The sequence below is a fragment of the Lentisphaera araneosa HTCC2155 genome (assembly GCF_000170755.1).
Lineage (GTDB): Bacteria > Verrucomicrobiota > Lentisphaeria > Lentisphaerales > Lentisphaeraceae > Lentisphaera > Lentisphaera araneosa.
In genome coordinates this window covers 21969-47997 of record NZ_ABCK01000008.1, presented here as the reverse complement: position 1 = coordinate 47997, position 26029 = coordinate 21969, and the positions used below count along the sequence as shown (strand labels likewise).

Here is a 26029-nt window from a genome sequence, read left to right as displayed (position 1 = left end):
TTATTCCTTAGAAGACTCTGGAGCTTCTTTCATATGCTCGGTTTCATCCACTTCTACTCGAGCAGGAATCCCTTTGACTGGACGACCAGGAATAACTGTTTGAAGGCCAAGTGTAATGACTTTTTCACCTTCTTCGAGCCCCTCTTCTATAACAAAGTATTCCTCAAAGCTTTCCTTGAATTCTACACGCTTAATTTCGGCTTTGCTTTCTTTGTTGACAATAATTACATAATGGCCTGCCTGATCCTGCATAACAGCTGATTGCTGAACGACGATTTTAGGCTTTCTTTCTTCTTCACCATTGACTCGCTCAGAATCATCTTCTGGCGGTATATAAGTCAACAAAACCTTGACGAACATACCATCACGAAGGAGTCCCTCTGGGTTGTCAAAATGAGTTGTTGCTTTAACCGTACCTGTTGATTTATTGATGCGGTTATCAAAGAAAGCAATATTACCTTCATGACTATATTGTGTCCCATCTGGAAGTGATAATCTACATTGAATACGATCAGTTATTGTACGTCTCAATTCTTTCGTCACAAATTTCCTTTGGAAATCCACAAGTTGACGTTCTGGAATATCAAAATCCACTTCCATCTTCTCAGTAGAAGTCACATTCACCAAAACTCCTGAAGATGGGGAAATGAGATTACCTGTATCGTATTGTCTCGCACCAGGTATTCCGGTAATGGGTGAACGAATTTCACACCAATCAAGGTGCAACTTTGCTTCATCTCTTTTCGCCAAAGCTAAATTAAGTGCCGCCAAAGCTTCATCGCGATCGCCAATAGCTTTATCGTAATCCTGTTTAGCAATAGCTTTTTTCTCGTCGAGCTTTTTCATACGTTCAAAAATACTTTCACTTAAAGTTAAACGAGCTTTCGAGCTCTCTAACTCAGCTTGAGCACGCTTGAGATTGATTGCGTACTGATCTTTTTCAATCGTGTACAACAGATCTCCTTTGTTAACAGAAGTTCCAGTTTGAAAGTGACGCTTCTCTAATATGCCTTCCACTCGGGCACGCAAATCTACCGATGAAAACGAACGCACTCGCCCAACTAACTCAGTCGTGGGTTGAACTGACATTGACAAGGCTTCTTCATAAACGACCTGAGGAACAGGCGCTTCTTTAACAACTTTTTTCTCTCCGCAAGAAAATAATAATAAGCTTAAACTTAGAAAAATTATTTTTCTTGATTTTTCGATGGTTTCCATGGTCCTCCAAGGGCGTTATAAAGGGTTATTGTTTCGCTAAGTAATAGCATATTTAAGTTAAGTACATCTTCTCGAGAAGCGAGAACTTCTCTTTGGTACTGAAGTAATTCCAGTTGAGTAATTAGGCCGTTTTCTAAACGGACCTGAGATTTTTCCTGAGCTTTTAATAAGCGCTCAAGTCTTTGCAGTTCCAAGACTCGACGTTCTTCATATTTTTGTAAATTAATAATCGCATTTTCCACTTCACCAATGGCAGTAGAAACTGTTTTTCGATAAACGTCTTCGGCATTTTTGAGTTTCACACGTGCAATTTCTTCTTGTGCATCAAGAGTGGGATCTAAAATAGGGAAATTAATGCTTGGCATGATCCCCACAGCCCAGTCACTAAACAGGCCCGAAATTGAGCTTGAATCTGTTGCACCTGACAAAGTTACTGAAACATCTGGAAGGTGAGCCGCACGAGCTGCTTCTTTGTAATTCCAAGCGCTTTTTATACGAAGTTCAGCCGCAACTAAATCAGGACGACGTTCAAGTAAGTTCGCGTTTAAGACATCTGGTTTGTCCACGAAAGAAACTGCGTCAGTTAAATTTTTTGGTTCTAGCTTAAATTGCCCAGGGATTTCTCCCATCAGTGTCGCCAAAGTATTTTGTTGCAAATGACGTAAACGTTCTAGATCTTTAACATTAGCTCTTAAACGAAGGTTCTCAGCTTCCTGCGCTAAAAAGAGTTCATCACTTTCTAAGCCGAGCTCATGGCGATCTTTATAGTATTGATAAAGTTTATCTGATATCTCTAAAGCATCTTGGTGAAGGACAAGTAATTCGTCATATTCACGAAGAGAAAAATAAGCTACCCCAACTTGATAAACAATCTGGAGTGCGACTGCATCATAATCGGCTTGAGTCGCTTGGTACTCCGCTAAAGCTCCTGCTGATAGACTCGAGATTCTCCCCCAAATATCCGCTTGCCAACTTAGTGAGCCTCCCGCAATAGCTTCTTTATTGGTACTACTATCGCGATTAACACGATTAAAATCTTGTGACAAATTTAATTCACCAGAAATTTGTCCTTCAGATTGAGCTAAAGACAGTTCTTTTTGCGCTAATAGAACACGATTACGCGCCAAAGTCAGATCGAAGCCTTCTTTGGCGGCTTTTTGAATCAAACGATCGAGTTCTGGATCTCCAAATGAACGCCACCAATCTTCACCAATTTCAGTCTGCTCTTTGCCTTCCCCGAGCCAACGCGCTTCTACATTTTCATCGACTGGCGCATCCTGCATTGGCTCTTTTTTAAGCGCATCCCATGAACTACATGAGCTAAATAGCAAGCCCATCAGCACCGCGCATAAGTAATACTTCATGTGTATATCCCTGTTTTCCAAATTATTAAAATTTATACTTCAAATTTACTAATCCTAATTAAGTCATGCTTATATTTAAATTTTTTGTGAATTATTTAATAAAATACTTTCGTTCCTTAATGACTTCTGCAACAGCCTCTGGAACATCTTTCTCCCAGCCAGGCTTACCATCTGCAATTTTCTTCAAAACTTTTCGTGAATAAACACTCAAGTACTCGGGGTTATAATTTTTAATATCCTTCACTTTCCCATGTACTTTCACGAAATCAAAAAGCATCTGTAAGTCAGAATCCACTTTAAAGTTTTCAACCGTTATCAACTCATCTTTGTACTGCCAAGGATACACATAAAGACCTACTTGATTTTTAAACAGGCGTCCCATAGCTTCGAGGATGCCGCCTTCAAGATCATTGTAGTATTCCACATTAAAGAGCTCCATCAAACTAGCCGCTCCCATAGCTACTGCTACGGGTCGATTGGTGTTCATACGGAGGTAGTGACCTAAACGGTAGTATTCTTTATAGTTAGAAATCAGAACTTTATAACCCGAAGCCGCCAACATATCTGCACGAGCTAAGAAATCATGAAGGTCGATACTTCCAGAACCCTGCATGAGGTTATTCATAGTAATTTCCATGATCGGCACAATTTCTTCTGTTCCAACGCCAATTTCTTCTGAGAACTGCTCAAGTGCGGTTTCCATGATATCGATATTTACATTACATACGGGTCGGAAACTACCGCGTTCAACAATTACAGATTTTTTATAGAAGACTGATGAGGGAAGGAGGACTGATTTATCGGGGCCAAACATTGCCGCATCACTTAAACCTAGTTTCACTAAGTTGAGAAGCATTAAACGGTTATCCACTCTGCGGAATTCAATACCTTTGAATTCAACCATATCTATCTCAATACGGTCGCGACTTAAATTATCTAAAAGTGATTCGAGTAAGTTTTCAGGACGATGAGCTAAATTAAAAGCCGAGTGAATCAAATTTACACCCACAATACCCAGGGCTTCTTGTTGCAAGGAATTAGTTTTATCTTTTAAGTTAACGTGAATGATAATTTGGCTGAAATCATCCCCTGGACGCGACTGAAATTTAACACCTAACCAGCCATGGCATTTATTCGTACCAGAAAAATTACGCGCTGAAACAGTGTCTGCAAAAGAGAAGAAACAGGTGCTGTCGCCACGACCATACTCAAGTCTTTTTATATTTAGATCATATTCATAATCCAACATGTCTTGCAAGCGTTGTTGCCCTACATAACGCTGACACTTACCGTAAATGGAGTCACTAACCACCATATCGTAAGCTGAAATACTTTTCGCAATTGTTCCTGCAGAACCACCTGCTTGGAAAAACCAGCGCACAACTTCTTGTCCAGCTCCAATCTCAGCAAAAGTCCCATAGATCCTATTATCCAAATTGACTTCAAGCGCCTTTTCCATCGTGCTCAAAGACTCTGTCATTTTACTCATTTTAACTCTCCGGTGACATATAATAATACTTACAAAAAAATATATATAAAATAACAATAAAACTCAATCACATTTTCACTAGAACTTACGGCTCGAAACACGCAAAAAAACCTTTTCTCAACTTCTCTTCATTTAATTTTTTCCCGATAAAAACGATTCGGTTTTCATCCTTGTAATCTTTTTCTGCCACTTCGTCCTCAAACAAACGATGCACAGACTGAAAAACCGTACTTCCTTTAACCCCCGAAAGGTTCACTATCCCCTTCATTCGATAAATTACTTGAGATGTATCAAAAAGCGATGCTCCAATCCATTGACGAAATGCTCCATTGTTCAAACTGCCTTTCTTACATATTGATAAAGATGCCATGTCACTATGTTCATGGCTATGAGAATGGTCGTGATTGTGAGAATGGTCGTGATCGTGAGAATGGTCGCGATTGTGATGTGTCTCTCCTTGCAAAGCTTTCAGATCTACTCGAAAACCGCCCTGCTCCAACAAAGCTGCTAAATCACTGACTTCACCCTTAACTGTTTCCTCATAGTCTGCTAAAGGATTTAAAATTTTCAATCTTGCTAAATCAAATCCCTCAACTAGATCCATCTTATTGAGTAAAACTTTATCCGCATATATCAACTGTTTAAGCCCTTCCGGCGTCTCTAAAACTGAATCCACATTAGCACAATCAAATACCGTAACGATGCCATCCAGATAAAACCTTTTATTCACATGAGAGTCAAAATAAATCAACTCAGCAACCGGAGCGGGATCTGCTAAACCGGTGGTCTCAATAACAATTTGATCAAATTCTTTTTCACAACTTAATAAGTTTAACAATATCTTGGTCAAATCACCCTTAACTGTACAACAAAGACAACCATTATTCAGTTCAAGCACTTGGTCTTCTGCATTGGTTACTAAATCACCATCTAGACCTACTTCGCCAAATTCATTTATAATTAGTGCTAGACGTTTATCGCCCTGTTCAACTAAATTATTTAACAAAGTGGTTTTGCCTGCTCCCAAAAAACCGGTGAGAATCGTTACTGGAATCTTATAATCTTGTTTACGCATAAAAAAAGCCGGTTTAAACCGGCATCAAACTAAAGCTTTTTGTAAATATCTTCGAGAGTCAACTTTTGATCAATCATCATGACTTGAAGGTGATAAAGCAACTGAGAGATTTCTAGAGCTGTATCGTCGTCAGTCTCAAATTTTGCAGCCATCCAAACTTCGGCTGCCTCTTCCACAATTTTTTTCCCGATGAAGTGAGTACCTTTATTGAGTTCCTTAACAGTTCCTGAATTTGGATCTCCAGCTGCAGCTTTTTTACTGAGCTCTTCAAAGAGTTCTTCGAAAGTTTTCATTATATATCCTGAATTAAATAAAAAACGCAGCTCAAAATATGAGCTGCGTTCGAAATTTCAATACTAAATCTAAAGCTTAAGCAGTGATAACCGTGATAAGGTCGAGTACTTTGTTTGAGTAACCCATTTCGTTGTCGTACCAAGATACGAGCTTAACGAATGTGCCATCAAGTGCAATACCTGCTTTCGCATCGAAGATTGATGTGAGTTCGCAACCACGGAAGTCAGTAGCAACTACTGCATCTTCAGTGTAACCGAGAACACCAGCAAGCTCGTTTTCAGAAGCACGCTTCATTTCTGCACAGATTTCTTCGTAAGAAGCATCTTTTTCGAGCTCAACAGTTAAGTCAACGCAAGAAACGTCAGAAGTTGGAACGCGGAAAGCCATACCAGTAAGTTTACCGTTAAGCTCAGGAAGAACTTTACCTACAGCTTTAGCTGCACCAGTTGATGAAGGAATGATATTCTCAAGAATACCACGACCACCTCTCCAGTCTTTCGCAGAAGGACCGTCAACAGTTTTTTGTGTAGCAGTTGCAGCGTGAACAGTAGTCATAAGACCACGCTTAATGCCGAACTTGTCGTTAAGAACTTTAGAGATAGGGGCAAGACAGTTAGTTGTGCAAGAAGCGTTAGAAACGATGTCTTGACCAGCGTACTTGTCAGTGTTAACACCGTAAACGAACATTGGAGTAGCATCTTTAGAAGGAGCAGAAAGAACAACTTTCTTTGCGCCAGCAGCGATGTGACCACGTGCAGTTTCGTCTGTAAGGAAGAAACCAGTTGATTCAACTACTACTTCAGCGCTTACGTCGCCCCATGCGAGATCCGCAGGGTTACGTTCAGCAGAAACGCGAACTTCAGAACCGTCTACTACGAGTTTACCGTCAACAACTTCAACAGAACCGTCGAAACGACCGTGTACTGAGTCATATTTAAGCATGTATGCGAGGTAGTCTACGTCAAGAAGATCGTTAATACCTACAATTTGAATATCGTCACGTTTTGCAGCTGCGCGAAAAACGTTTCTACCGATACGACCGAAACCATTAATACCGACTTTAATTGCCATTGTATTATCCTTAGTTTATTTTGTTTTTGTTTAGAAATTTTTATGAGTGCGTACTATAAGCGTAAATCTTTTTTTGCCTATCTTTATGACTCAGATTACTCCACATGATGATCCATATACTTGGATGGGCTCTGATGTAGGGGCTTACCAACGGGTCTTGCCGGCACGCCAACAACTGTCGTATGCCCTTCCACATCATCAAGGACAACACTTCCTGCACCAATTTTAGCTCCTGCACCAATACAGATATTACCTAGCAGTTTAGCTCCTGCACCAATGAGAACGCCATTACCCACTTTCGGGTGACGATCTCCACATTCCTTACCTGAACCCCCGAGGGTAACTTCGTGTAAGATCGAGACATCATCACCCACAACAGCCGTTTCTCCTGCGACAAATGAAGAAGCGTGGTCGAGGAGAATACCTGTACCAAAGCGAGCACCTGGGTGAATATCCACACCAAAAATCTCAGCATTGCGAGATTGAATATGGCTAGCTAAATGGGCTCGACCTTTATTCCATAAGATATGAGCTAAACGAGACGCTTGTAAAGCCTGAAAACCTTTGTAGTACAGCATAGGAATGACATAGCAGTTGCAAGCGGGGTCACGATCACAAATCGCCTTCAAATCTTTCTTTGCGGCCTTCGCTAAAAACGGGTCTTCAGCGTAGAGTTCCGTAAAAATATGTTCAAGATCTTCAGCACTGACATATTTTTCACCTAAACTTTCCGCGAGGCGAGAAGTCAAAACTTGCTCAATACTGGACTTGGATAAAATGGCTTCATCAATCAGTTTTGCGAGACGGTGCTCATCCTGCTTCACAGCCTCCGCCTGAGTCAAAATTTCCTGCCAAAACTTGCTAATCATGTTTACTCCTGAAATTTAATCAAGCCAAACTTATGCCATAATTTCTAGAATCAAACTCAAAAAAATCATTTAGTCTTTAAGTTAACCCAAATCAAACCCACATATTCATAGATTGATTTTCTTGTCAACTCTAGTGCTTCTGCACTTGGCATGGGGACAAACCAAGCATCGCCATATGATTCATAATTTGCGGGAGTCGCAAAAACATTGAGGCCATAACTTTTAAATAATTTCATCGCACGAGGAGTATGAGTCGCATCCGTCACTAAGAGCAGCTTTTCAGTTCCACAAACCTCTTTAGCGAATTGAGCCTCTTCATTCGTGTCTCGAGGTTGAACAGAAAAACTAATATCTTCCGGATTCACTCCCAAACTAATAGCCGCCTGAGTCATAATTTCTCCATGAGGCTGCTTGCCATTAACGCCAAAACCAAAAAATATAAATTTCGCCTCTGGATTCAACTGCTTTTGCCTCAAACCCTCCATCAAGCGCGATCGTGCTGTTCGACTCAACTTCAAACTATCTGGCCAATGCTTCTGAGAACTATGACCCGAACCCAAAACTGCAATATATTTTGCATCTAAATGATTTGATGAGGGCGGGTATTGATACTCCAGAGGGCGTGCAATCAAATGACTCACTGGGGGGAAACTCAACAGCAAAATTGACAAACTTGCGATCATCGCAACTTTATACGCTCGCTTCTTATCATCTTTCTTTTTCCATAGATAAAAAGAAACCCCTAGTGCTATACAAAATAACACGAGGGGATTAATAAAAAAGACAACTGCTTTTTTAATAAAAAACATTAAGCATCTAAATCTTGAACTTTTCCAATGCGGCGACCGTGACGTCCACCTTCAAATTCAGTTTCCATCCATGCTTTAATAAATGCAAGGAGTTCATCTTCGCTAAATTGCGCTGCACCTAAACACAACACGTTTGATCCGTGATGCTGACGCGTCATGCGTGCCGTTTCTTCAGAGTAAACAAGTGCAGCTAAAATACCATCCAACTTATTGGCGAGCATACTCATACCAATACCATTATTACATACTAAAATGGCACGATCGGCTTCGCCAGTAGAAACAGTTTTTGCTGCAGGAATACCAAAATCTGGGTAGTCACAGCTATCTAAACCTTCACAACCAAAGCTCTGAACTTCATGGCCTTGAGATTCTAAGTAATCTTTTAATTTTTTATTGAATTCAAAACCTGCATGATCTGATGCAATCGAAATTTTCACTTTGTTCTCCGAAGAATTAATTAACTTAAAATGATTCTTGACTCATCTACCTAAAAAGCAAATTCATTTCCTTAAGAACTCGCGACTTTGTGTCATAAATCTTAGTTTTGCTCAATATAAGGACGGATCAAATTGAGCAAGTGGGCATGAACTTCTTCCAGCGATTGAGATGCATCAAGCTTTTGCATTTCTTTGCGCTCATCGCAAAGTTGTGTATACATGGCTCGCGTGCGATGAAAAAAGTCAATTTGCTCAAGCTCAAAACGATCGAGAGCTCCACGACCACGCGCACGCTCAAGCCCTAATTCTGGATCTAAATCCATAAAAATCGTTAAACCAGGAGTCATATCTGCCAAGCAAATATCGTGAATGGGACGAATTAAATCTAAGCCTAACTCACGACCTCCACCTTGGTAAGCCCAAGTCGAATAAAAGAAGCGATCACAAACTAGCCATTCACCTCGCTCAAGTGCGGGACGAATCACATTCTCGACTAATTGCACCCGAGCGGCATACATAATCAATAGCTCTGTACGTGCGTCAACTTTCTCATCCACCGAAGCTGACTTAATCACCGTGCGTAAATCTTCGGCCATGGGTGTTCCGCCTGGCTCTCTGGCTAAAGTTACCGTTTGCCCCTGCTCTTCTAATAAATTTTTAATGAGTTTAATGGCCGTACTTTTACCTGCGCCTTCACTTCCTTCGACCACAATAAAACGTGAGCAATCCATTACTTAAAAATCTCCTTGAGATACAAAGCGAATTCGTATTGACGAACTTTTTTGTATTCAGCCCCCATCTTAGCTTCCATCTTTCCATACTCCACAGGATCATTAAAAACTGCAGCAGTAGGAACTAAGTTGGACACGAGATTTGGTAATTCGTCATGTAAGTCACAGGCAATTGAACGGCGGTACCAATAACTTGCATTTGGTAAATCACCTTCAACTCGGTGCATCACGCAATGCAGATAACTCGCTTCTAAATCACCGATATTACTAATGATTTCATGACCTTCATCCAAACAATCCCAAGCCAGATAAAAAGCCGATTCAAGCATCTCTTTCTTTTTACCGCTTAAACTTTTAAATTTAGGTGACTTTGCCATCACCGCTTCAGCTTTTTTGACCAAATCCGCTTTTGCGGGGCTCAAGTCCAAACGCTTACTAAATGGCGCCTGATCAAAAGTTTCGGTAATTGCGGGATCTTTAAGGTCTTTAACAAATTTATCTAATGTTTGAATCATACTGCCCCCTCTATTTCTTATTCGATAACCAATCCATTAAGGCCATCAATAAGCCTGAAAAGACAAAGGTAATATGCATCGCTATTTTTAACTTCACTTCTTGGGGATTCAATTCACCTTCGCGCATAAAAACTTTGAGCAATTCAATAGAAGAAATCGCCACAATTGAGCCGATCAATTTAATCTTTAATTGACCAAAGCCGACTTTACCCATCCAACCCGGCTTATCTTCATCAATCACCACATCAATTTTAGAAACAAAACTTTCGTACGCACTGAAAGTGATGATGACGAGCAAATTGGCAATGAGAGAAATATCTATGAGTGTCAGCACAGAAATGATAAGTTCTGACTTGGTAATTGTCCCTATAACCGTCACTAAATGAAAAACTTCCTTCGAAAATTTAACGAGGAGAAGCGCTAAACCTACAACTAAACCTACGTAGAACGGAGCTAATAACCAACGACTCGTAAACAAAAACTTTTCAAAAGCATTTTCAACTTTCTTTAACATTGTATCTTCCTATTGACAATTATTTTTAATTCCGCCTAAATTAGCGGAGCTTTACTTTTGAACAATCACAAAAAAACTTTTTCTTTATGCCAAAGCAAGATGACCACACAAATATCTACCGAGCCTGGTACATGCGTCTACAAGAACATGCCGAAGGCATCTTAAAAAACTACGCTCTTTCATGCCCAACTTTGAGCATATCAAATAAGCTCAACAAAACTTTAGGTCATTGGTCTAAATCAAAAAATGAAATTTGCTTAGCAGAAACTATCTTCTATGAATTCCCTTGGGATCAAGTTTTACATGTTTTTAAACATGAACTGGCTCATATGATAGCCGACCTCGCCTACCAAGGTAGCAACGAGACTTCCCATGGCCCCTCTTTTAAAAAAGCCTGTTCTGAGCTCGGCATTTCATCCGAAGCCAGCTTGCGAAACCCGCAAAAACACTCCTCACTGAACAACAAAATCAATAAACTCTTAGCTTTATCCAAATCAAGCAATCAACACGAGGCCACTAACGCCGCGATAAAAGCACAAGCACTGATGGATAAGTATAATCATAACTTGCACGAGCACAATTTCTCCTTTCGCTCAATTGGCACAGCCTTCAAGCGTTGCCCTATGTGGCATAGTCAAATTATCAATATTTGCAGTCGATATTTTTACGTGAAAGTTCTAAAAAATTACTCGAATCGAGAAGAAAAATATTTCTTCGAGTTTTATGGCGAACTGCAAAACATAGCCACTGCGGAATACATTTATAATTTTCTCTACTCCCAAGGTCAGAGCCTTTGGAAAGAATATAAGAAAGCTGGACAGAGGCGAGAACAATTCCTCCTAGGCTTATATGAGGGGTTTGAATCAAGCTTGAAGCATAATAAACATGCCAGCCAGAACTCACTCATTCACCTAAGAAATCCCGCCTTATTAGATTTCTTCACAAGCCTCAATCCTCGAACGCGATCTATTTCTTATAAATACAAAATTGACCCTGCCCTCTATAAACAGGGCCAACAAATCGGACGCAAACTTAAAATACCCAAGTCACTTTCTAAGAAAACGGCTCAAAAACGACTTAATTAACACATTTCTAAATGCTGTCTTGCTTAAATAAAGTTTTCAAAAATGAAAACTGGCTTTTATTATATGAACGCATTTAAATAGGAGACCTACGATGTTAATGAAAAAATTACTTACAGCCGGAATTATCGGCCTAACAGCTATTACGACAAATCAAACGGCTCAAGCTCACTGTGAAGTGCCTTGTGGAATTTACGATGATGGCGCACGTGTCATTCAAATGCTTGAAGACACAAAAACCACTGCCAAAGCTAGTAAAATGATTGCGGAACTCGCAGGAAAAACTGATGCTCAGTCAGCTAATCAACTCAGCCGTTGGGTCACAAACAAAGAAACTCACGCACAAAATGTTATTGAAACAATAAGTCATTACTTCTTGACTCAACGTGTGAAAGCTTCTCAAAAAGATTACAAAGACCGCTTAGCTAAGCACCATGCCATTATGGTTGCCGCTATGAAGGTCAAACAAAATGCCGATGGCAAGTACTCTGAGGAACTCACAAAAGCTATCATGGCTATTGTGCCCTACTACCACGTGCACCTCGAGCACAGCCACTAAGAATTTTTTAGATCTTAGAAAGGCCTTTGCGAATCTCGCAAAGGCCTTTTTTATGTGCCGAAACTAAAATATGTCGATGGTCTCATCTTCATTTAAAGCTTTTTCTTTTCTGTTCTTTTTCATTGTGGCTCTATCAGCTTCTATACCATAACGGAAGTAAACCGTAAACATCAAAGCCGACATCGCAGTTTGATAGGCCTTCGCTTCAACATTCTTCCCTGCTCCCCAAGCTAATTCATGCGACCAGTAACCCTCGGGATGTTGATTTTTAATGAGAACTTTTTGAAATGCTGAGTTCCATTCTTTCCAATGCTTGCCTCCATGCTGAAACATCGCAAAGGTTTGATAATACCAAGCATACATGACCCATTTTTTAGGTGAATGATTCCAATTCATTTGAGGCACAGCTTCTTTGCGAAGGCGATCCATAATATTATCCACATAACTGTCACCTTTTGCCGCCCCCAATAATTGCAAGCACAAAGCTCCTGCTGCCGCTAAGCCCGCATTTCCTCGACCAGCACTTGGCTTTGATGTTCCCGAATAGGGAAAGTGATATTTTGCCATGAGCTTCATGCGAGGAATTGATCGAGTAATCGCTTCATCAAGACCATCAAATTCTAAATCAATCGCATCCAAAGCTTTTAGGGCTTGATAATTCCAAAAGGAAATCGAATTATCCCAGCGCGGCCCCTTTTTATAATTATAGTCAAAATCCCCTTCTGCTTTTTGCCCCTTGATTAGTGTAGCCGCAAACGCTTTCAAAGGCCTTTCCAAACTATAATTGCCGGTCATCAGGTAAGCTTCTGCCAAAGCATAGACTTTTATGGCGTGAGGATAGCCGTGTAATACACGCACATCACCAGTTCCCACACTCGGGCCACCAGCAAAATAGGTGAGATCTTCTTGGGTCACATTGCGTAGACCCACAACTCTATCATTTGAATTAATACCTACAGCACTCACAAGATCAACTCCTGGACTTGAACTGGCCAACCATTGAATGGCTTTACTCACCGTTTTACCATAACGCTTAGATTGCGGTGTATCTCCATTAGCTAAATAAGCTAAGAGAGCTAAACCCGTCACGCCGCTATTGCCCCAAGAACCATCCGGTCTTTGATTTTTCGCTAGCCAATCCAAGGCTTTTAATAAACTCTCTTCAGTTTGATCGGCATTATGTTTGCTTCGTAATCTTTGTTTAGACTCAGGTGTGCGACCGATAAACATGGAAGATGATAAGCCTGTGGATGTAGATGGTTTTAAAATATCTAATGAGCTCATATCATTACTCATGTCTACCGCAGGAGGATCAATAGAAAACTCTTCAACAGTCGGCTCCAACTCATCAATAGACAGCTTATCCACTTGTTTATTTTCATCAACTATTGGAAGATCACATACAGTAGGTTCTACTTGAGGAACTTGTGGTGGTTCTGGCTTAGGCACGGGAGGGACTTCATCAACAGAACGAGTCACTTCTACTTGGGGGTTTTCAGTTTTGGGCTCTGCTTTATAAAAGCTAACAGCAAAAACTAAAAGCACGTGAAAGCCTGTAGAAATAAGAGGTCCCAGTAAAGTTTCCTTCAGTTTCTTCTTGCGATACTCTTGCTGAATGTGAATTAATTCTTCTGAACTTAAGAGCCCAAATGGGTCTTCTAAATGATCTTGATCTGACATAAGCACCTCACTTTTATTAACTTAATGATTCACTCTAATGTGAGGAAAAGTAGATAGCAAGTGTCAATGTGTCATTTTTGTCACTTTTTTCATATTTATCGTTTATACACAAAAAAGCCTTTGCGACAATCGCAAAGGCTTTTAAAATCTCTATAAACTCTAGCTTAGAAGATATCTATAGTTTCTTCTCCACCAGCAGCTTCTTTCTCTTTCTTTTTCTGAGTCGCTGACTTTGGCTTAGTTTTCTTAACCGAAGTAGAAGGCAAGTAGCGATAATAAACTGTAAGCATCAAAGCCGCCAAAGAAGTTTGGTATGCCTTTGATTCAAGGTTTTTACCTGCACCCCATGCTAATTCATGTGACCAGTAACCTTCTGGGTGTTGGTTTTTCATGAGAACATTTTGGAATATTTTATTCCAGCCTTTCCAATGATTACCACCGTGTTGGAACATTGCAAAAGTTTGGTAGTACCAAGCGTACATCGTCCATTTCTTTGGGGAGTTCTCCCAGTCCATCTTAGGAATAGATTCTTTTTCAAGACGGTCCATAATATTATCAACATTGCCATCGCCCTTTGCTGCGCCTAAGAGCTGGAGACATAAAGCACCTGCTGCTGCGAGACCTGCATTACCTCTACCTTTAGTAGGCTTAGAAGTACCTGAGTACGGAAAATGATACTTCGCCATTAACTTCATGCGAGGAATAGCTTTTTCTATAGCTGCGTCAAGACCTTCGAAATCCAAGCCCGTAGATTTAAGTGCTTTGAGTGCCTGATAGTTCCAAAATGAAATGGAGTTATCCCAACGAGGGCCTTTTTTATAGTTATAGTCAAAGTCACCCTCAGGCTTCATCCCATTAATGAGTAATGCCGCAAAGGCTTTCAAAGGACGTTCAATACTATAGTTACCCGTCATTGTGTAAGCTTCCGCTAATGCATAAACTTTAATAGCGTGCGGGTATCCGTGCGCAACTCTTACATCACCTGTACCTTGAGCAGGACCAGCTGCAAAGAAACCAAGTTCCTCTTGGATCACTTCCTGAATTCCTACTACGCGTTCTACTTTGTCGAAGTTTGGCGTATATACTAGATTGGCACCTGGGCTTGAACTTGCGAGCCACTGAATGGCTTTACTGACTGTTTTACCATAGCGCTGTGATTTAGGAGTTTCACCATGGGCAAGGTACGCGAGAAGTGCTAAACCAGTTGTACCACTATTACCCCAAGATCCATCAGGTTTCTGGTTTTTAGCTAACCAGTCGAGTGCTTTAAGTAAGCTTTGTTGAGCGGCCTTTGAACCACCATATTTACGGAGAGCTGCTGATTTTGCATTCGGCGAACGTGCACTAAACATTTTAGCAGATTGCATAGGAGAAGTCGACGGCTTAACATCTGACATGAGTTCAACATCATCCATGATTTCAGCTGCTGGTGGCTCATCACTCACCTCTTCTACTTCAGTTGCCACATCTTCCACATCTACTGTTTCAGTAATCTCTGGATTAACTGTATCAACTTCAGTTTCCATATCAGGCTCATCCGGTGGTGGTGGTGGCGGCGGTGGCGGTGGTGGCTCTTCAATCACTTCTTCTACTTGCTGAGTAATTTCTACTTGTGCATTGGCCTCTTTGCTTTCACCTTTAAAGAATGAAGCGGCAAAAATAAGTAGAACGTGCATACAGGTAGAGATAACAGGACCAACTAAAGACTCTTTAAGCTTTTGCTTACGATAGTTCTCCTGAATCTCCATCAATTCTTCCGGACTTAAGATTCCAAACGGATCTTCCGGCATTTCTTCTTCAGACATAACATCCTCATTAATTTATATTAGTTTTTCTTAATCTAAGTCATGATTAACAAGCTATCAAGTCGACAAGTGTCACTTTTGTCATTTTGTGGTGTTTTTCTCGATTTTTCTGCTTACTCCAATTAAGTAAATGAGACATACCTACTCTTGTATAAGTGAATAAATATATCTAATAGCTCCTCCACCATCAGCATAAAGGGCTATAAATTTGCTCCCGAAATACTACTTATCGCTGTTTTCTAATCGTGCTGATTGCTGTAAATCAACGACAGCATCGTATTCATCTACGATTTCACCTGTGAGCACCTCTAACACATCTTCTAAGGTAACCACCCCTTCCACACCGCCAAATTCATCTACTACTACCGCAAGGTGTCGGCGGTTATCTTGGAAGTCTTTTAATAGCTTATCTGCTGGGGCTTGTTCAGGCACAAAGCGAACTTTGTGGATATAGTTTTCTAATTTCTCATCGCCTTGTGAATTGATGATCGCCACAAGCAACTCATTTTTGTGCGCCACCCCTTTAATATCATCTGGGCCTTCACCCACAAGTACAATGCGACTGTAGGAACAATCAATGAGACTTTCTTTAATTTCATTAAGCGTCTGATCAATCGAATAATAAAACATTTTAACACGTGGAGTCATGATGTGAGAAGCTTTCGTGTCATCCAATTTAAAGACATTGGCAATCATCTCTGATTCATCTTCGTCAATGACACCTTCCTCACCACCAATTTTTGCCAACATCAAAATTTCTGCTTCATCAGTTGTGTGAGATAATTGTTGTGCGGGTACAAAGAACTTAGCAATAAAGTTCAAAATATCCGCAAGCCAGCCAATTAACTTTGAAGTAAAATAAAGGGGCCTAGCGACTGCAAGACAAACCTTAGTCTCGTAGCGCTCACCAATAGTTTTAGGAATAATTTCTGCCCATATGATAATTACCAAAGTGAGGATTGCAGAGAAAAAACCTTGCCACACATCATCGAGCACTTTAGTCGCAATAGCTCCTACTGCTAATGAACCAGCGATATTGGCTATATTATTAAGGATAACTAAAACTGATATAGTATGAGTTAAGTCCTCATGTAGCTTTTTCAGGGCAAAGCATGAACCTTTGTTATGATTATCTAGCTGACTCTTTTCTACTTCAACTTCAGTAATAGATAAAAATGCTGCTTCCGACATCGAAGAAAGAGCAGAGAAACACACCACTAACAAAGATAATAAAATTAAACTTAACAAAAGGTCTCCACACCTGCTTTATAGTTTCTACAAAGCAGGTGGATAATAAATTTAGTTGATAATGTCATCCATCTCAACATCTTCGACGTCGCCTACTTCAGCGAGTACAACTTCGTCAATGAACTCATCAACTTGCTGCGAAGAACGACCTATATAGTCTGCTGGGTTAGTCAAAGTATCAAGCTTATCTTTGACTGCGGCAAAAATCTCATCATTTGCAATGCGCTCGAGAAGATCATTTTCACCACCTTCTTTCATCACTTTTGCCGCTGCTACTGAATGAATACGAACTGCCTCATGGAGATCTTGACGATCACCACCAGCTTTTACACAAGCCATAATGATGTTTTCTGTCGCCATAAAGGGAAGGTAAGTCATCACTCTCTTATTGATGACATGAGGCCAAACTGCCATACCTTCAATCACATTTGTTGCAAGTGTAAGAACTACATCGACGCCCAAGAAAGCTTCAGGCAAAGAAAGCCTGCGATTTGCAGAGTCATCAAGCGTTCTTTCAAACCATTGGTTGGCGTGAGTATGAGCACCATTATCTGCTAAACTCATTACATAACGCGCAATTGAACAAATACGCTCAGAGCGCATAGGGTTACGTTTATAAGGCATCGCACTTGAACCAATTTGTTTAGATTCAAAGGGCTCTTCAATTTCTTGAAGATTAGAAAGTAAACGAATATCAACAGCCATCTTAGCCGTAGATTGAGCAATCGCAGATAGTTGACTAAGTACTAAGTAGTCAATTTTACGTGTGTAAGTCTGACCGGAAACAGGAATGACTTTCTCAAAATCCATAAGCTCAGCAACACGTAAATTTAAAGTCTTCACTTTATCATGATCACCCTCGAAGAGTTCAAGGAAACTTGCTTGTGTACCCGTGGTTCCTTTTACGCCGCGGAAAGGCAGTGTATCTATACGGTGACGAAGATCTTCTAAATCAATTAAAAAGTCTTGAAGCCACAAAGTACAACGCTTACCTACTGTTGTGAGCTGAGCTGGTTGAAAGTGAGTAAAACCAAGTGTTGCTAAATCTTTATAGTTTTTAGCTTGCTTAGCTAAAACATTGATAAGTTTAACAACTTTTTTCTCGACTAAATCAAGAGACTCACGAATCTGAATTAGGTCCGTATTGTCTCCAACGTAACAACTTGTTGCGCCCAAGTGAATAATTGGTTTTGCTACAGGAATCTGATCACCCCAAGCATGTACGTGAGCCATTACATCATGACGCAAATCGCGCTCGTACTTAGCCGCTAAATCGAAATCGATATTTTCTAGATTGCCTTCCATTGCCTTCAATTGCTCATCTGAAATAGGAAGGTCTAATTCTTGTTCAGCTTTAGCTAAAGCAAGCCAAAGTTTACGCCAAGTTGAAAATTTCTTTTGCGGAGACCAAATATAACTCATTTCCTTACTAGCGTAACGAGCTACTAAGGGATTCTCATATCTATCTTTAGACATTGTTTTTCCTTATTAATTAAAACGTTTCGGGAACTTAGCTCGCATGATTAGAAAATCTACAAAGCTCTGAACATAAATTAGAAAGTCTTAAAAGTAATAAGTTAAGCCGATATTTACGATATCCACCGAGGAAGTCACTTCGGTGCCTTCTGCCAAGGGAATCTGCCCTCCATTATCTGTCACACTATTTTCAAAGCCATGTATATAGGCACCCGCGATTTCCCATTTTTCGTTAACTCTATAGGAAAAACCTGCGGATAAATAATGCTCAATAATAATTGGTGCAAAGGCATTGGCAAATAGTGCTTCACTATCAATCGGAGCCTCGCCCCAAGAATAACCACCGCGTAAAGTCCACTGCTCATCAACTGCCCAGATAAGCCCAGTTTTAAAAATATTGTGATTACTCCAACCAAAACCGCCGTCAGTCACATCATTGCCTGAAGCCTTTACAGAGCTCCAATTAAGGTACTGCCAATCAAAAGTCCAAGTTAAATTGTCTCTTAATTTATAGGCTATACCTGTCTGTAATATGTTGGGCATATCCAGTGGATGCGTTGTCACATCCTCGTATTTACCAAATTCCGAAAACCACACTCGAGATGTGTAGGACATACCAAAGGCAAAGCGATCCCATTCACGATGAACGGCTAATTGAAAGCCTACTCCAAAACTATCATCCCATTCATTATTGCCTCTCGTCTGCTGCCCTGTTGTCAATGTCAACATATCAGTTTTAACTCGTGCATAGCTCAAGTTAGGACCAAAACCAACGCGCCAACCATTATTAAATTCATGCGCATAGACTAATGACAATTTGTATGAACTATACTCAAGGCGTCTATCATAATCACCTAAATGCCCTGGCGTAGACCGTGCACCCGAATAATCTGAGGAATAACCACTGTTAACAAAGAGCGCGACACCATACGCTGATTGATCATCCAATTGCTCCACCATCGAGAAATGTGGGAAAAATAAGTTTCCCGTATCATCGACACTGCTCTCAAAGGCATTAGGTAAACCTCCAGAGCCCATTTCAATTTCATTCTGAGGTCTTAAGTACTCTAAACTCAAATCAACTCGGTTACCCATACCCACAATGGATGCAGGGTTTAACTTTACCCACGTAGAGTCTTGAGGTGCAGCCACACCACCACCAGCTAAGGCCGCCTGATTAGTTCCTGTTGATAAAGCTACGGTTGCGTGCAGTGCACTACCCAAAAAAGCCGCAAAGGCAAAATAATATTTTTTCATTGAATACCCCAAAATTAATCAAAAAAACCGCAGGTATGCACCTGCGGTTTTGAAAAGTTGTATTGTTTTATTTCTTCTTCGGAGGCTTAGGCTCGACGAACAAATTGCCATGCTGACCATCTAAGGCATCAACATTGGAAGCATTGATTAATAAGTAACGCTGATCAAACCATTCATTCAAATCTTCAGAAGCTGGGGGATTAGTTACTTGTGTAAAGTCTTTTGATGGGTTCCATGAAATGGCCGAATCAATTCTACCCATTTTAATAAAGCTTTTTAATTCACGTACGCTCGAACTTACTGACAAACCAACTACTGGAAGTTTTGCTTCATCGAACTCAGGGTATGAATCTTCTACATAACCTTTATCAGCCTCTTTCGGTGGCATGTGAAAAATTTCCATAGCTTTTAACTGTTCTCTACCATAAGGCAAAGAAGAAAGAAAAACGACTACATCACAATCTGCATTACTCTCAAGAACGGCCTGTAACTGTTCTCCAGTAACTTCTTCCATCATTTCCATTTCATCTGGATTTTTTGAAGGAGGCGCGGGATTAATAAGTTTTTCGATATTAGCTTTGCCTGCAAACCCCTTTTGAAGATAGGCCAGTGACCTTTGTAGGTGCTGATTACTTCTTTCATTATTTACATCATAGCTATGAATAACCAAAACTTTACCTGGGCCTGTCACTTGGCTAGCGAGATCTGCTGCTAGTTTTTGCAAACGAGAATTTCTGTATTGATCTTCAATGGCAACACGATCTGGGCCCGCATTAATCAGAGGAGAAAGAATAGCCACCATCACGACAGCAACTGCACAGATGATTGACATGAGTTTGGGGATTGGTTTTCTTGGATCTTTCTTCGATTTTGTGTAACCCCATATCATGCCTGAGCCGAATATGAGATATAGTACTAATAGTGTGGCCATGTGTTCTCCTAACTGGTTCTTTTAAAACAATATATTGCTGCAATAATAGATAAACCTCGACGAATCCATACTACGGCTTCATCATCATGAGTCATTCCACCTTCTCCAGCAGAATTAACGTCAATAAAGTTTAACATATCAACGGCATTATTTACAAGTACATAGATCAAGAACACCGCGATAATCGCGGAAGCAATACTAAACAGATATCTTGCAAATCCATCTTGTAGCTTGAAAGCCAGTGGCTTTTCATATGTTCCCAATACTTTTCTCATACGCTATTGCAAATTTATTTAACTCTCTAATCCAAGGTAAAACATTCTACTCAGCTGTTCAAGACTCTAAAAAAAATATTGTACAAATTAAACAGATTTTTATCCTTTTCTGTAGTTAAATAGCTCTCTTCCGCTATATTTTGACAAAATTACACAGGATTTTATGATACCAAATTATTACCAAGCTGAGATTGGTAGCGAGCCAGACAATATCCAGCGTCAACAAATCCCACAAAACCTCCAAGCACGCGGTGCTATCATCCGATCTGTCAATTGGCTAGGCGACGCAGTCATGACTTTACCAGCAGTTTATAAAATTCAACAGAGTCTACCAAACGGCGCTCCTTTCATTATTCTATGTAAAAAAAACCTCGCTTCATTGTGGCAGAGCTTCCCCTGGGTTAGCGAGGTCATTGCTATGGAAGAAAAACATACAAAGAGAAGAGAAACTGAACTCATTAGAAAAGCCAACCCTGGCTTTGCTGTAATTTTCCCAAATTCCTTTGGGTCCGCCATGGATCTTTTCCTTAAGGGAATACCACTGAAAATTGGTCGTTCAGGTCGCGGGCGTGGCTTGATGCTAAACCGCTCTCTCCCTGGCTTTTATCGTACTCCCGGAGAAGACAAAAACCATCAACTCAAAGAGTACCTTGAACTCGCTTACATCGCTGGAGGACAAGGATGGAACGACCAATTCGAGGCCGCTACACCAAATATCGACAAAGATAAACTCGCGAAAATTGCTTATACCGAGCAAAGAGACATATGGCTGAATATTGCTCCAGGAGCCGCTTTTGGCCCCGCTAAACAATGGCCCGCAAAGCATTATGCGGAACTCGCTAATTGGTGGATTTCTAAAGGCGGCAAAGTCGCCATATTGGGCGCCCCTGGGGAAGAACAAGTTGGAGCTGAAGTCGAATCCCTATGCCCTAAAGCTCTTAATCTGGTTGGCAAAACATCTATCCCTGAACTCATGCACATCTTAGCTGGCTCAAAGTTTTGCGTCGTCAACGATAGCGGAGCCATGCATTTGGCTGCGAGTGTTCGCGCTCAAGGTGTCGCCATCTTTGGCTCAACAGATTCATTTGCCACTGGCCCACTAGGCGGTCGCTGGAAAATTGCTTCCACAAATCCAGAGTGCTCACCCTGCCTTCAAAAAACCTGTCCTCTTAATGAAGATCAATACAAATGTCTTTCGACCGTAAGCCCTAATATGGTCATTGAATTACTCGAAAGTTTGGGATAAATGAGAGGACAAAAATTCCAGTCTTTACCTGATTGGGTGAAACGCCTTAGTCGCTTTGACTTAAGTTTGACTTTATGCACGGTTTGCCTGCTTATTATCAGCGTGACCTATATAAATGGAATCGGAGAACAAGTACAGGGCTTTCTAGCTAATTATGGAACTAAGCAAATCCAATGGATTATTGTTGGCGGAGTCGCTTGCACAGTGGTAGCCGTAATCGATTACAATTACTACGGTCATTTTTGGTGGCAGATCTATGTTTTCGGCTTAATCATGCTGGTAAGTGTCCTATTATTCGGCCAAACCATCAACGGTGCAAAAAGCTGGATCAAACTGGGTCCGATCACACTTCAAACTGCGGAGATCGCAAAACCCTGCACCATTGTTGCCCTCTCTTGGTTTGCTTCGCAAGCTCACAGAAAGTTAAGTGAATTCTGGCACGTCATCCCCGTAATTTGCATTGGGTTTTTGCCCGCATTTCTCGTGGGTCTCCAACCTGACTTTGGGTCTGCCAGTACTTTCATTCCAGTCACTGTTGCCGTACTATTTGTTGCTGGCATTCGAAAGCGCTACATCATCTACCCAATTTTAGCCATCGCTATCATGACCCCCATTCTCTACTTCTTGCTACAGGATCACCAAAAGAAACGTATTGATGTGTTTGTACACCCCGTATCCCACCCCGTAGCAATTGCGAGAGGTAAGAAACTCGCTGAAAAAAATGAGCTTCCTATCAAATGCATGGAACGCATGGAACTAATGCGTAGCCCTTACAAATACATCAATGAACTAATTACTATCAAAAAACTAGCTTTAGCGCATGGTATGGAGCACAAAAAAATAACGCCGATTCTCACATCAAGACGCCCCGATAAAACTCTCCTACAAGAGTTCAAAAATAAGAATATCACAATCTCCAAAGATCTCTATAACGAAAAACCTGATGTCTTCACAAGCTTAAAACAATTTTACCTAGCCGAAGGCTGGCATGCGCGCCAATCATTATTAAGCATAGGCAGCGGGGGCCTCAATGGTAAAGGCATAGGAAACAGTACACAAGTGCGACTCGGATTCCTTCCTCAAACAGTTTCCACCACAGACTCACTTTACGCGGTCATTGCCGAAGAAGGTGGATTCCGCATGGGCACACTAGTTATCCTACTTGAATTAGGCCTTTTCATAAGCGCTTTTCGAATTGCCTGCTATGCGCAAAATGCTTTCGGCAAGTACATGGCCATCTCTATTGCCGTCTTATTCTTATACCACACATATATAAATGTAGGCATGGCAATGGGGGTTGCACCTTTAATCGGGATCCCACTCCCCTTCATTAGCTATGGCGGCTCTTCAATTGTGTCTTCTTTAATATGTATTGGTATCCTTCAGAGCATTTACATACATAGGAAGGGAATTGAATCTGCTGAAAAACTTAAAGAACTTAAGACTTGAGAAAACGATAAAATTCTTCTAAGGCATCGATGTAGTTTTGCTTAGCATTAGAAAATGCATCTACTTCCGACTGATCCGCTTTTCGACATTCACCCACATAAGATAAGCCCTTTTGCTTTGCGAAGTCCGCATTAATTTTTACTGCACCCGCAATCGCAGCTAGCCCCAATTCAGACTTAGCGCCATAACGTTGACTCACACCTCCCACAACTTTTCCACCAAAAGAGGTCATATCTAAACAGCCCTCTCCAGTTATCAAATAATCCGCTGCTTGCAAAACTTCATCGGCTTTAAACCAATCCAAAATAGTCTCGATACCAGGAACCAAGTCAGCATTCATCATGGCCATCGCCCCTCCGCCAAAAGCTCCAGCGGCACCTGTGCCAGGCAGATCTTCGACATCTTTCGACAACTGAGCACTAAACAACTTTGCCAGATGTTTTAAACCTTCATCGATTAGTAAAATCTGATCTTTATTCGCGCCTTTTTGAGGTCCAAAAATATAGGCTGCCCCTTGCGCACCTGTCATGGGATTTTGCACATCACAAAGAGCGGATATTTTCGGCCAAGAATCAAAATCTTGAGGCGCTATTATATCAACTATATTCAAAAGGGTTCCACCATTCGGAACAAACTCATCACCATGATTATTGATAAACTTCCAGCCCATGGCCGCTGCTGCGCCAGTTCCACCATCATTTGTCGCACTACCACCCAGAGTCAATAAAATCTCTTCAAATCCTTGATCAATTAGATAGCGTAAAACTTGTCCCGTTCCAAATGTATTACTATTCAGCGGCTCTTTACCCTCTAAGCCCAATTGCGCTAAACCCGAACAATGTGCCATCTCCACAACTGCTCGTTTTCCGGGCAACTCTACATAATGCCCTTCGCATGACATCGCCTTAACTGGTCCTTGCACTTGCCCCATCGAGGAAATCTTACCTTGTAAATTTCCTGCGATAATTTCAGCAGTATTTTCTCCACCATCTGCCAATGGCATAGGTATACATTCCCAAGTCGGTTCCCATTCAGCAAATTTCTTCACTGCAATCTCACACAAATCTCGGGCATCAATCGTCCCTTTAAACGAATCAAAAGCAAAAACTAATCTCATCTTGAGCTCACCAAATAAAAATTAAACCTGCATAAAATAAACTAATTGAGTTTACTTTAATTGAAAGAACCTAGAAAAAAACTTTCGCCAATTTCCATCGCAAGCTTTTTAATTTGATAAAGCCAAAGCATCTTTATGACCATGATTTATCGCAACTTTGTAGAAGCTCAAAAAAAATCTTGGCGTGGCCCTGGCGGGATTAAAGTCTTATTAATTCAAGCCACTCCCATTATTATCACTCAATCCAGTGATACCATCCTCATGTTTACCGACCGCTATCTACTCGCAGGAAAATCCCCGATCGATATGGCGGCCGCACTTTCTGGGGGGCTCACTTCCTTTCTCACCGTAACTCTCTTCTTCGGCTTACTCTCCCAAGTCAACGCACTCTCAGGACAATTCACTGGGAAGAAATCACCTATTGAAGCCTCGCTAGCCGCAGGACAAGGCATCATGCTCGCCTGCCTCTTTGCCCCCTGTTTATATCTTACTTTACCTTTCGCCAAAAACTTCTTTTCATTTTGTGGTCACGAAGGCCGCCTACTTCATTTAGAAACTCAATATTACCAAATACTCGTTTCGGCTCACATCATCACTTTGCTAAGATGTGTTTTAGCCAGCTTCTTCTCTGGAATTGGTAAGCCTATGATCATTATGCAGAGCGCCCTTATAGGTGTCGTCATTAACATCCCACTTACCTATGCTTTGATATTTGGGAAATGGAATCTGCCCGAACTCGGCATAGTCGGTGCTGCGTGGGCTACAGTCATTTCCTCTTTCATAGTCCTGTGTATCTTGATTTATTATTACTTCAGCCACCACTACCGCGAAAGCCATAAAACTCACCTCAGTATTCGCTACAATCCTGATATCATGCGAGCACTGCTTAAACTAGGCCTCCCAGCAGGATTGGAATTCTTACTTCAACTATCGGGGTTTAATTTTTTCATTCTTATCTTTGCATCGGCCGGGCCCACAGCAGCGGCGGCCATAACTATCACCTTTAGTTGGGAACTCCTCTCTTATTTACCGATGACAGGCATACAAATTGCCGTAATTGCGCTGAGCGCAAAATATATAGGCATGGGAAAAACTGAATTAGCTGAACGCACGAGTTATAACGCTCTAAAAATCGCCATGTTATATTCGGGTACACTCGCCATCATTTTTTTCATCTTTGCTCCTAACCTTGCCAGCGCCTTCACTAATGGCGAGCTCAATGAAACGAGTCAAATGGCTAGTACAATGCTGAGAATTGCCTGTGTATATATGACTTTTGATGCCATTCACCTCGTTTATGCAGGTATCCTCAAAGGTGCTGGTGATCTGATTTACCCGACTTGTCTGACTTTTTTTATTTTCTGGGGTGCGTGCATACTCGCTTACATAGAAATAAATATCTTGGAGCTAAGCCCTATAAAAGTTTGGTGGAGTTTCACCATCCTCATCATCGCCATAGGCATTTTATACTACCAAAGATTTCGTACTGGCATTTGGAAGACGAAGAAAATCATCTAA

The 26029-nt window shown here is 41.0% G+C and carries 25 protein-coding genes; 5 read left to right on the top strand and 20 right to left on the bottom strand.

Annotated features, from left to right (window positions below):
* The 12 genes from LNTAR_RS09890 to LNTAR_RS09835 all read right to left on the bottom strand — a co-directional run bounded on the left by LNTAR_RS09890 (nucleotide 1) and on the right by LNTAR_RS09835 (nucleotide 10386).
* A complete protein-coding gene (locus LNTAR_RS09890) occupies nucleotides 1-1218 on the bottom strand; it encodes an efflux RND transporter periplasmic adaptor subunit (protein WP_007278554.1) in 1218 nt (405 codons plus the stop codon).
* On the bottom strand, nucleotides 1188-2582 hold the full coding sequence (locus tag LNTAR_RS09885; RefSeq protein WP_007278553.1) for a TolC family protein: 1395 nt from the start codon (nucleotides 2580-2582) through the stop codon (nucleotides 1188-1190). Before LNTAR_RS09885 ends, LNTAR_RS09890 begins: the two co-directional genes overlap by 31 nt.
* 91 nt (nucleotides 2583-2673) lie before the next feature.
* Nucleotides 2674-4071 carry a nucleotidyl transferase family protein gene (locus LNTAR_RS09880; protein ID WP_007278552.1) on the bottom strand — a complete coding sequence of 466 codons (1398 nt, stop codon included), beginning with the start codon at nucleotides 4069-4071 and terminating at the stop codon, nucleotides 2674-2676.
* 85 nt (nucleotides 4072-4156) lie between these two features.
* Nucleotides 4157-5146 carry a CobW family GTP-binding protein gene (locus LNTAR_RS09875; protein ID WP_007278551.1) on the bottom strand — a complete coding sequence of 330 codons (990 nt, stop codon included), beginning with the start codon at nucleotides 5144-5146 and terminating at the stop codon, nucleotides 4157-4159.
* Nucleotides 5147-5175: 29 nt separating this feature from the next.
* On the bottom strand, nucleotides 5176-5439 hold the full coding sequence (locus LNTAR_RS09870; RefSeq protein WP_007278550.1) for a phosphoribosyl-ATP diphosphatase: 264 nt from the start codon (nucleotides 5437-5439) through the stop codon (nucleotides 5176-5178).
* 76 nt (nucleotides 5440-5515) lie between these two features.
* On the bottom strand, nucleotides 5516-6511 hold the full coding sequence (gene gap, locus LNTAR_RS09865; RefSeq protein ID WP_007278549.1) for a type I glyceraldehyde-3-phosphate dehydrogenase: 996 nt from the start codon (nucleotides 6509-6511) through the stop codon (nucleotides 5516-5518).
* A gap of 95 nt (nucleotides 6512-6606) precedes the next feature.
* Complete coding sequence (gene cysE, locus LNTAR_RS09860; protein WP_007278548.1) at nucleotides 6607-7380, bottom strand: serine O-acetyltransferase; 774 nt, start codon at nucleotides 7378-7380, stop codon at nucleotides 6607-6609.
* A gap of 65 nt (nucleotides 7381-7445) precedes the next feature.
* Nucleotides 7446-8189, bottom strand: a complete 744-nt coding sequence (locus LNTAR_RS09855; protein ID WP_007278547.1) for an ElyC/SanA/YdcF family protein — start codon at nucleotides 8187-8189, stop codon at nucleotides 7446-7448.
* Complete coding sequence (rpiB, locus tag LNTAR_RS09850; protein WP_007278546.1) at nucleotides 8189-8626, bottom strand: ribose 5-phosphate isomerase B; 438 nt, start codon at nucleotides 8624-8626, stop codon at nucleotides 8189-8191. The genes LNTAR_RS09855 and rpiB overlap by 1 nt, the downstream gene beginning before the upstream one ends.
* A gap of 101 nt (nucleotides 8627-8727) precedes the next feature.
* Nucleotides 8728-9357, bottom strand: coding sequence for a dTMP kinase (gene tmk / locus LNTAR_RS09845; RefSeq protein ID WP_007278545.1), 630 nt, complete (start codon nucleotides 9355-9357; stop codon nucleotides 8728-8730).
* A complete protein-coding gene (locus LNTAR_RS09840; RefSeq protein WP_007278544.1) occupies nucleotides 9357-9872 on the bottom strand; it encodes a hypothetical protein in 516 nt (171 codons plus the stop codon). The genes tmk and LNTAR_RS09840 overlap by 1 nt, the downstream gene beginning before the upstream one ends.
* Nucleotides 9873-9882: 10 nt before the next feature.
* A complete protein-coding gene (locus LNTAR_RS09835) occupies nucleotides 9883-10386 on the bottom strand; it encodes a TIGR00645 family protein (protein ID WP_007278543.1) in 504 nt (167 codons plus the stop codon).
* Nucleotides 10387-10472: 86 nt separating this feature from the next.
* Between LNTAR_RS09835 and LNTAR_RS09830 the strand changes: the two genes are divergently transcribed.
* Nucleotides 10473-11471: a DUF2786 domain-containing protein gene (locus tag LNTAR_RS09830; protein ID WP_007278542.1), complete on the top strand. Its 999-nt coding sequence runs from the start codon at nucleotides 10473-10475 to the stop codon at nucleotides 11469-11471.
* A 97-nt stretch (nucleotides 11472-11568) separates the two neighbouring features.
* Nucleotides 11569-12027, top strand: coding sequence for a superoxide dismutase [Ni] (locus LNTAR_RS09825; RefSeq protein WP_040914681.1), 459 nt, complete (start codon nucleotides 11569-11571; stop codon nucleotides 12025-12027).
* A gap of 63 nt (nucleotides 12028-12090) precedes the next feature.
* Here LNTAR_RS09825 and LNTAR_RS09820 read toward each other — a convergent pair whose 3' ends face one another.
* The 7 genes from LNTAR_RS09820 to LNTAR_RS09790 form a co-directional block, all read right to left on the bottom strand.
* Complete coding sequence (locus tag LNTAR_RS09820; protein WP_007278540.1) at nucleotides 12091-13707, bottom strand: hypothetical protein; 1617 nt, start codon at nucleotides 13705-13707, stop codon at nucleotides 12091-12093.
* A gap of 164 nt (nucleotides 13708-13871) precedes the next feature.
* Nucleotides 13872-15512 carry a hypothetical protein gene (locus tag LNTAR_RS09815; protein ID WP_007278539.1) on the bottom strand — a complete coding sequence of 547 codons (1641 nt, stop codon included), beginning with the start codon at nucleotides 15510-15512 and terminating at the stop codon, nucleotides 13872-13874.
* Nucleotides 15513-15734: 222 nt separating this feature from the next.
* Nucleotides 15735-16730: a hemolysin family protein gene (locus LNTAR_RS09810; protein ID WP_274377939.1), complete on the bottom strand. Its 996-nt coding sequence runs from the start codon at nucleotides 16728-16730 to the stop codon at nucleotides 15735-15737.
* Nucleotides 16731-16811: 81 nt separating this feature from the next.
* The gene (gene purB, locus LNTAR_RS09805; RefSeq protein ID WP_007278537.1) at nucleotides 16812-18236 is read right to left on the bottom strand and encodes an adenylosuccinate lyase; all 1425 of its coding nucleotides are present in this window, start codon (nucleotides 18234-18236) and stop codon (nucleotides 16812-16814) included.
* 87 nt (nucleotides 18237-18323) lie between these two features.
* On the bottom strand, nucleotides 18324-19493 hold the full coding sequence (locus LNTAR_RS09800) for an OmpP1/FadL family transporter (RefSeq protein WP_007278536.1): 1170 nt from the start codon (nucleotides 19491-19493) through the stop codon (nucleotides 18324-18326).
* Nucleotides 19494-19560: 67 nt separating this feature from the next.
* Nucleotides 19561-20424, bottom strand: a complete 864-nt coding sequence (locus LNTAR_RS09795) for a hypothetical protein (protein ID WP_007278535.1) — start codon at nucleotides 20422-20424, stop codon at nucleotides 19561-19563.
* Nucleotides 20425-20432: 8 nt separating this feature from the next.
* Entirely contained in the window at nucleotides 20433-20699 is a 267-nt protein-coding gene (locus LNTAR_RS09790) for a hypothetical protein (protein WP_007278534.1), read from the bottom strand.
* Between the two features lie 163 nt (nucleotides 20700-20862).
* On the opposite strand from LNTAR_RS09790, the gene waaF reads away from it, so the two are divergent.
* Together waaF and LNTAR_RS25500 are read left to right on the top strand one after the other, a co-directional pair.
* A complete protein-coding gene (gene waaF / locus LNTAR_RS25505; protein WP_007278533.1) occupies nucleotides 20863-21945 on the top strand; it encodes a lipopolysaccharide heptosyltransferase II in 1083 nt (360 codons plus the stop codon).
* Nucleotides 21946-23394 (top strand): FtsW/RodA/SpoVE family cell cycle protein, encoded by a 1449-nt coding sequence (locus LNTAR_RS25500; protein ID WP_007278532.1) that lies wholly within the window; start codon nucleotides 21946-21948, stop codon nucleotides 23392-23394.
* On the opposite strand, the gene LNTAR_RS09775 is transcribed toward LNTAR_RS25500, so the two are convergent.
* The gene (locus tag LNTAR_RS09775; protein WP_007278531.1) at nucleotides 23384-24511 is read right to left on the bottom strand and encodes a glycerate kinase family protein; all 1128 of its coding nucleotides are present in this window, start codon (nucleotides 24509-24511) and stop codon (nucleotides 23384-23386) included. The genes LNTAR_RS25500 and LNTAR_RS09775 overlap by 11 nt on opposite strands.
* Before the next feature lie 135 nt (nucleotides 24512-24646).
* Between LNTAR_RS09775 and LNTAR_RS09770 the strand changes: the two genes are divergently transcribed.
* Complete coding sequence (locus LNTAR_RS09770) at nucleotides 24647-26029, top strand: MATE family efflux transporter (protein WP_040914666.1); 1383 nt, start codon at nucleotides 24647-24649, stop codon at nucleotides 26027-26029.

Coding starts and splice junctions, on each gene's coding strand:
- LNTAR_RS09890 (WP_007278554.1), bottom strand. CDS start 1,218: ATGGAAACCATCGAAAAATCAAGAAAAATAATTTTTCTAAGTTTAAGC.
- LNTAR_RS09885 (WP_007278553.1), bottom strand. CDS start 2,582: ATGAAGTATTACTTATGCGCGGTGCTGATGGGCTTGCTATTTAGCTCA.
- LNTAR_RS09880 (WP_007278552.1), bottom strand. CDS start 4,071: ATGAGTAAAATGACAGAGTCTTTGAGCACGATGGAAAAGGCGCTTGAA.
- LNTAR_RS09875 (WP_007278551.1), bottom strand. CDS start 5,146: ATGCGTAAACAAGATTATAAGATTCCAGTAACGATTCTCACCGGTTTT.
- LNTAR_RS09870 (WP_007278550.1), bottom strand. CDS start 5,439: ATGAAAACTTTCGAAGAACTCTTTGAAGAGCTCAGTAAAAAAGCTGCA.
- gap (WP_007278549.1), bottom strand. CDS start 6,511: ATGGCAATTAAAGTCGGTATTAATGGTTTCGGTCGTATCGGTAGAAAC.
- cysE (WP_007278548.1), bottom strand. CDS start 7,380: ATGATTAGCAAGTTTTGGCAGGAAATTTTGACTCAGGCGGAGGCTGTG.
- LNTAR_RS09855 (WP_007278547.1), bottom strand. CDS start 8,189: ATGTTTTTTATTAAAAAAGCAGTTGTCTTTTTTATTAATCCCCTCGTG.
- tmk (WP_007278545.1), bottom strand. CDS start 9,357: ATGGATTGCTCACGTTTTATTGTGGTCGAAGGAAGTGAAGGCGCAGGT.
- LNTAR_RS09840 (WP_007278544.1), bottom strand. CDS start 9,872: ATGATTCAAACATTAGATAAATTTGTTAAAGACCTTAAAGATCCCGCA.
- LNTAR_RS09835 (WP_007278543.1), bottom strand. CDS start 10,386: ATGTTAAAGAAAGTTGAAAATGCTTTTGAAAAGTTTTTGTTTACGAGT.
- LNTAR_RS09830 (WP_007278542.1), top strand. CDS start 10,473: ATGCCAAAGCAAGATGACCACACAAATATCTACCGAGCCTGGTACATG.
- LNTAR_RS09825 (WP_040914681.1), top strand. CDS start 11,569: ATGAAAAAATTACTTACAGCCGGAATTATCGGCCTAACAGCTATTACG.
- LNTAR_RS09820 (WP_007278540.1), bottom strand. CDS start 13,707: ATGTCAGATCAAGATCATTTAGAAGACCCATTTGGGCTCTTAAGTTCA.
- LNTAR_RS09815 (WP_007278539.1), bottom strand. CDS start 15,512: ATGTCTGAAGAAGAAATGCCGGAAGATCCGTTTGGAATCTTAAGTCCG.
- purB (WP_007278537.1), bottom strand. CDS start 18,236: ATGTCTAAAGATAGATATGAGAATCCCTTAGTAGCTCGTTACGCTAGT.
- LNTAR_RS09800 (WP_007278536.1), bottom strand. CDS start 19,493: ATGAAAAAATATTATTTTGCCTTTGCGGCTTTTTTGGGTAGTGCACTG.
- LNTAR_RS09795 (WP_007278535.1), bottom strand. CDS start 20,424: ATGGCCACACTATTAGTACTATATCTCATATTCGGCTCAGGCATGATA.
- LNTAR_RS09790 (WP_007278534.1), bottom strand. CDS start 20,699: ATGAGAAAAGTATTGGGAACATATGAAAAGCCACTGGCTTTCAAGCTA.
- waaF (WP_007278533.1), top strand. CDS start 20,863: ATGATACCAAATTATTACCAAGCTGAGATTGGTAGCGAGCCAGACAAT.
- LNTAR_RS25500 (WP_007278532.1), top strand. CDS start 21,946: ATGAGAGGACAAAAATTCCAGTCTTTACCTGATTGGGTGAAACGCCTT.
- LNTAR_RS09775 (WP_007278531.1), bottom strand. CDS start 24,511: ATGAGATTAGTTTTTGCTTTTGATTCGTTTAAAGGGACGATTGATGCC.
- LNTAR_RS09770 (WP_040914666.1), top strand. CDS start 24,647: ATGACCATGATTTATCGCAACTTTGTAGAAGCTCAAAAAAAATCTTGG.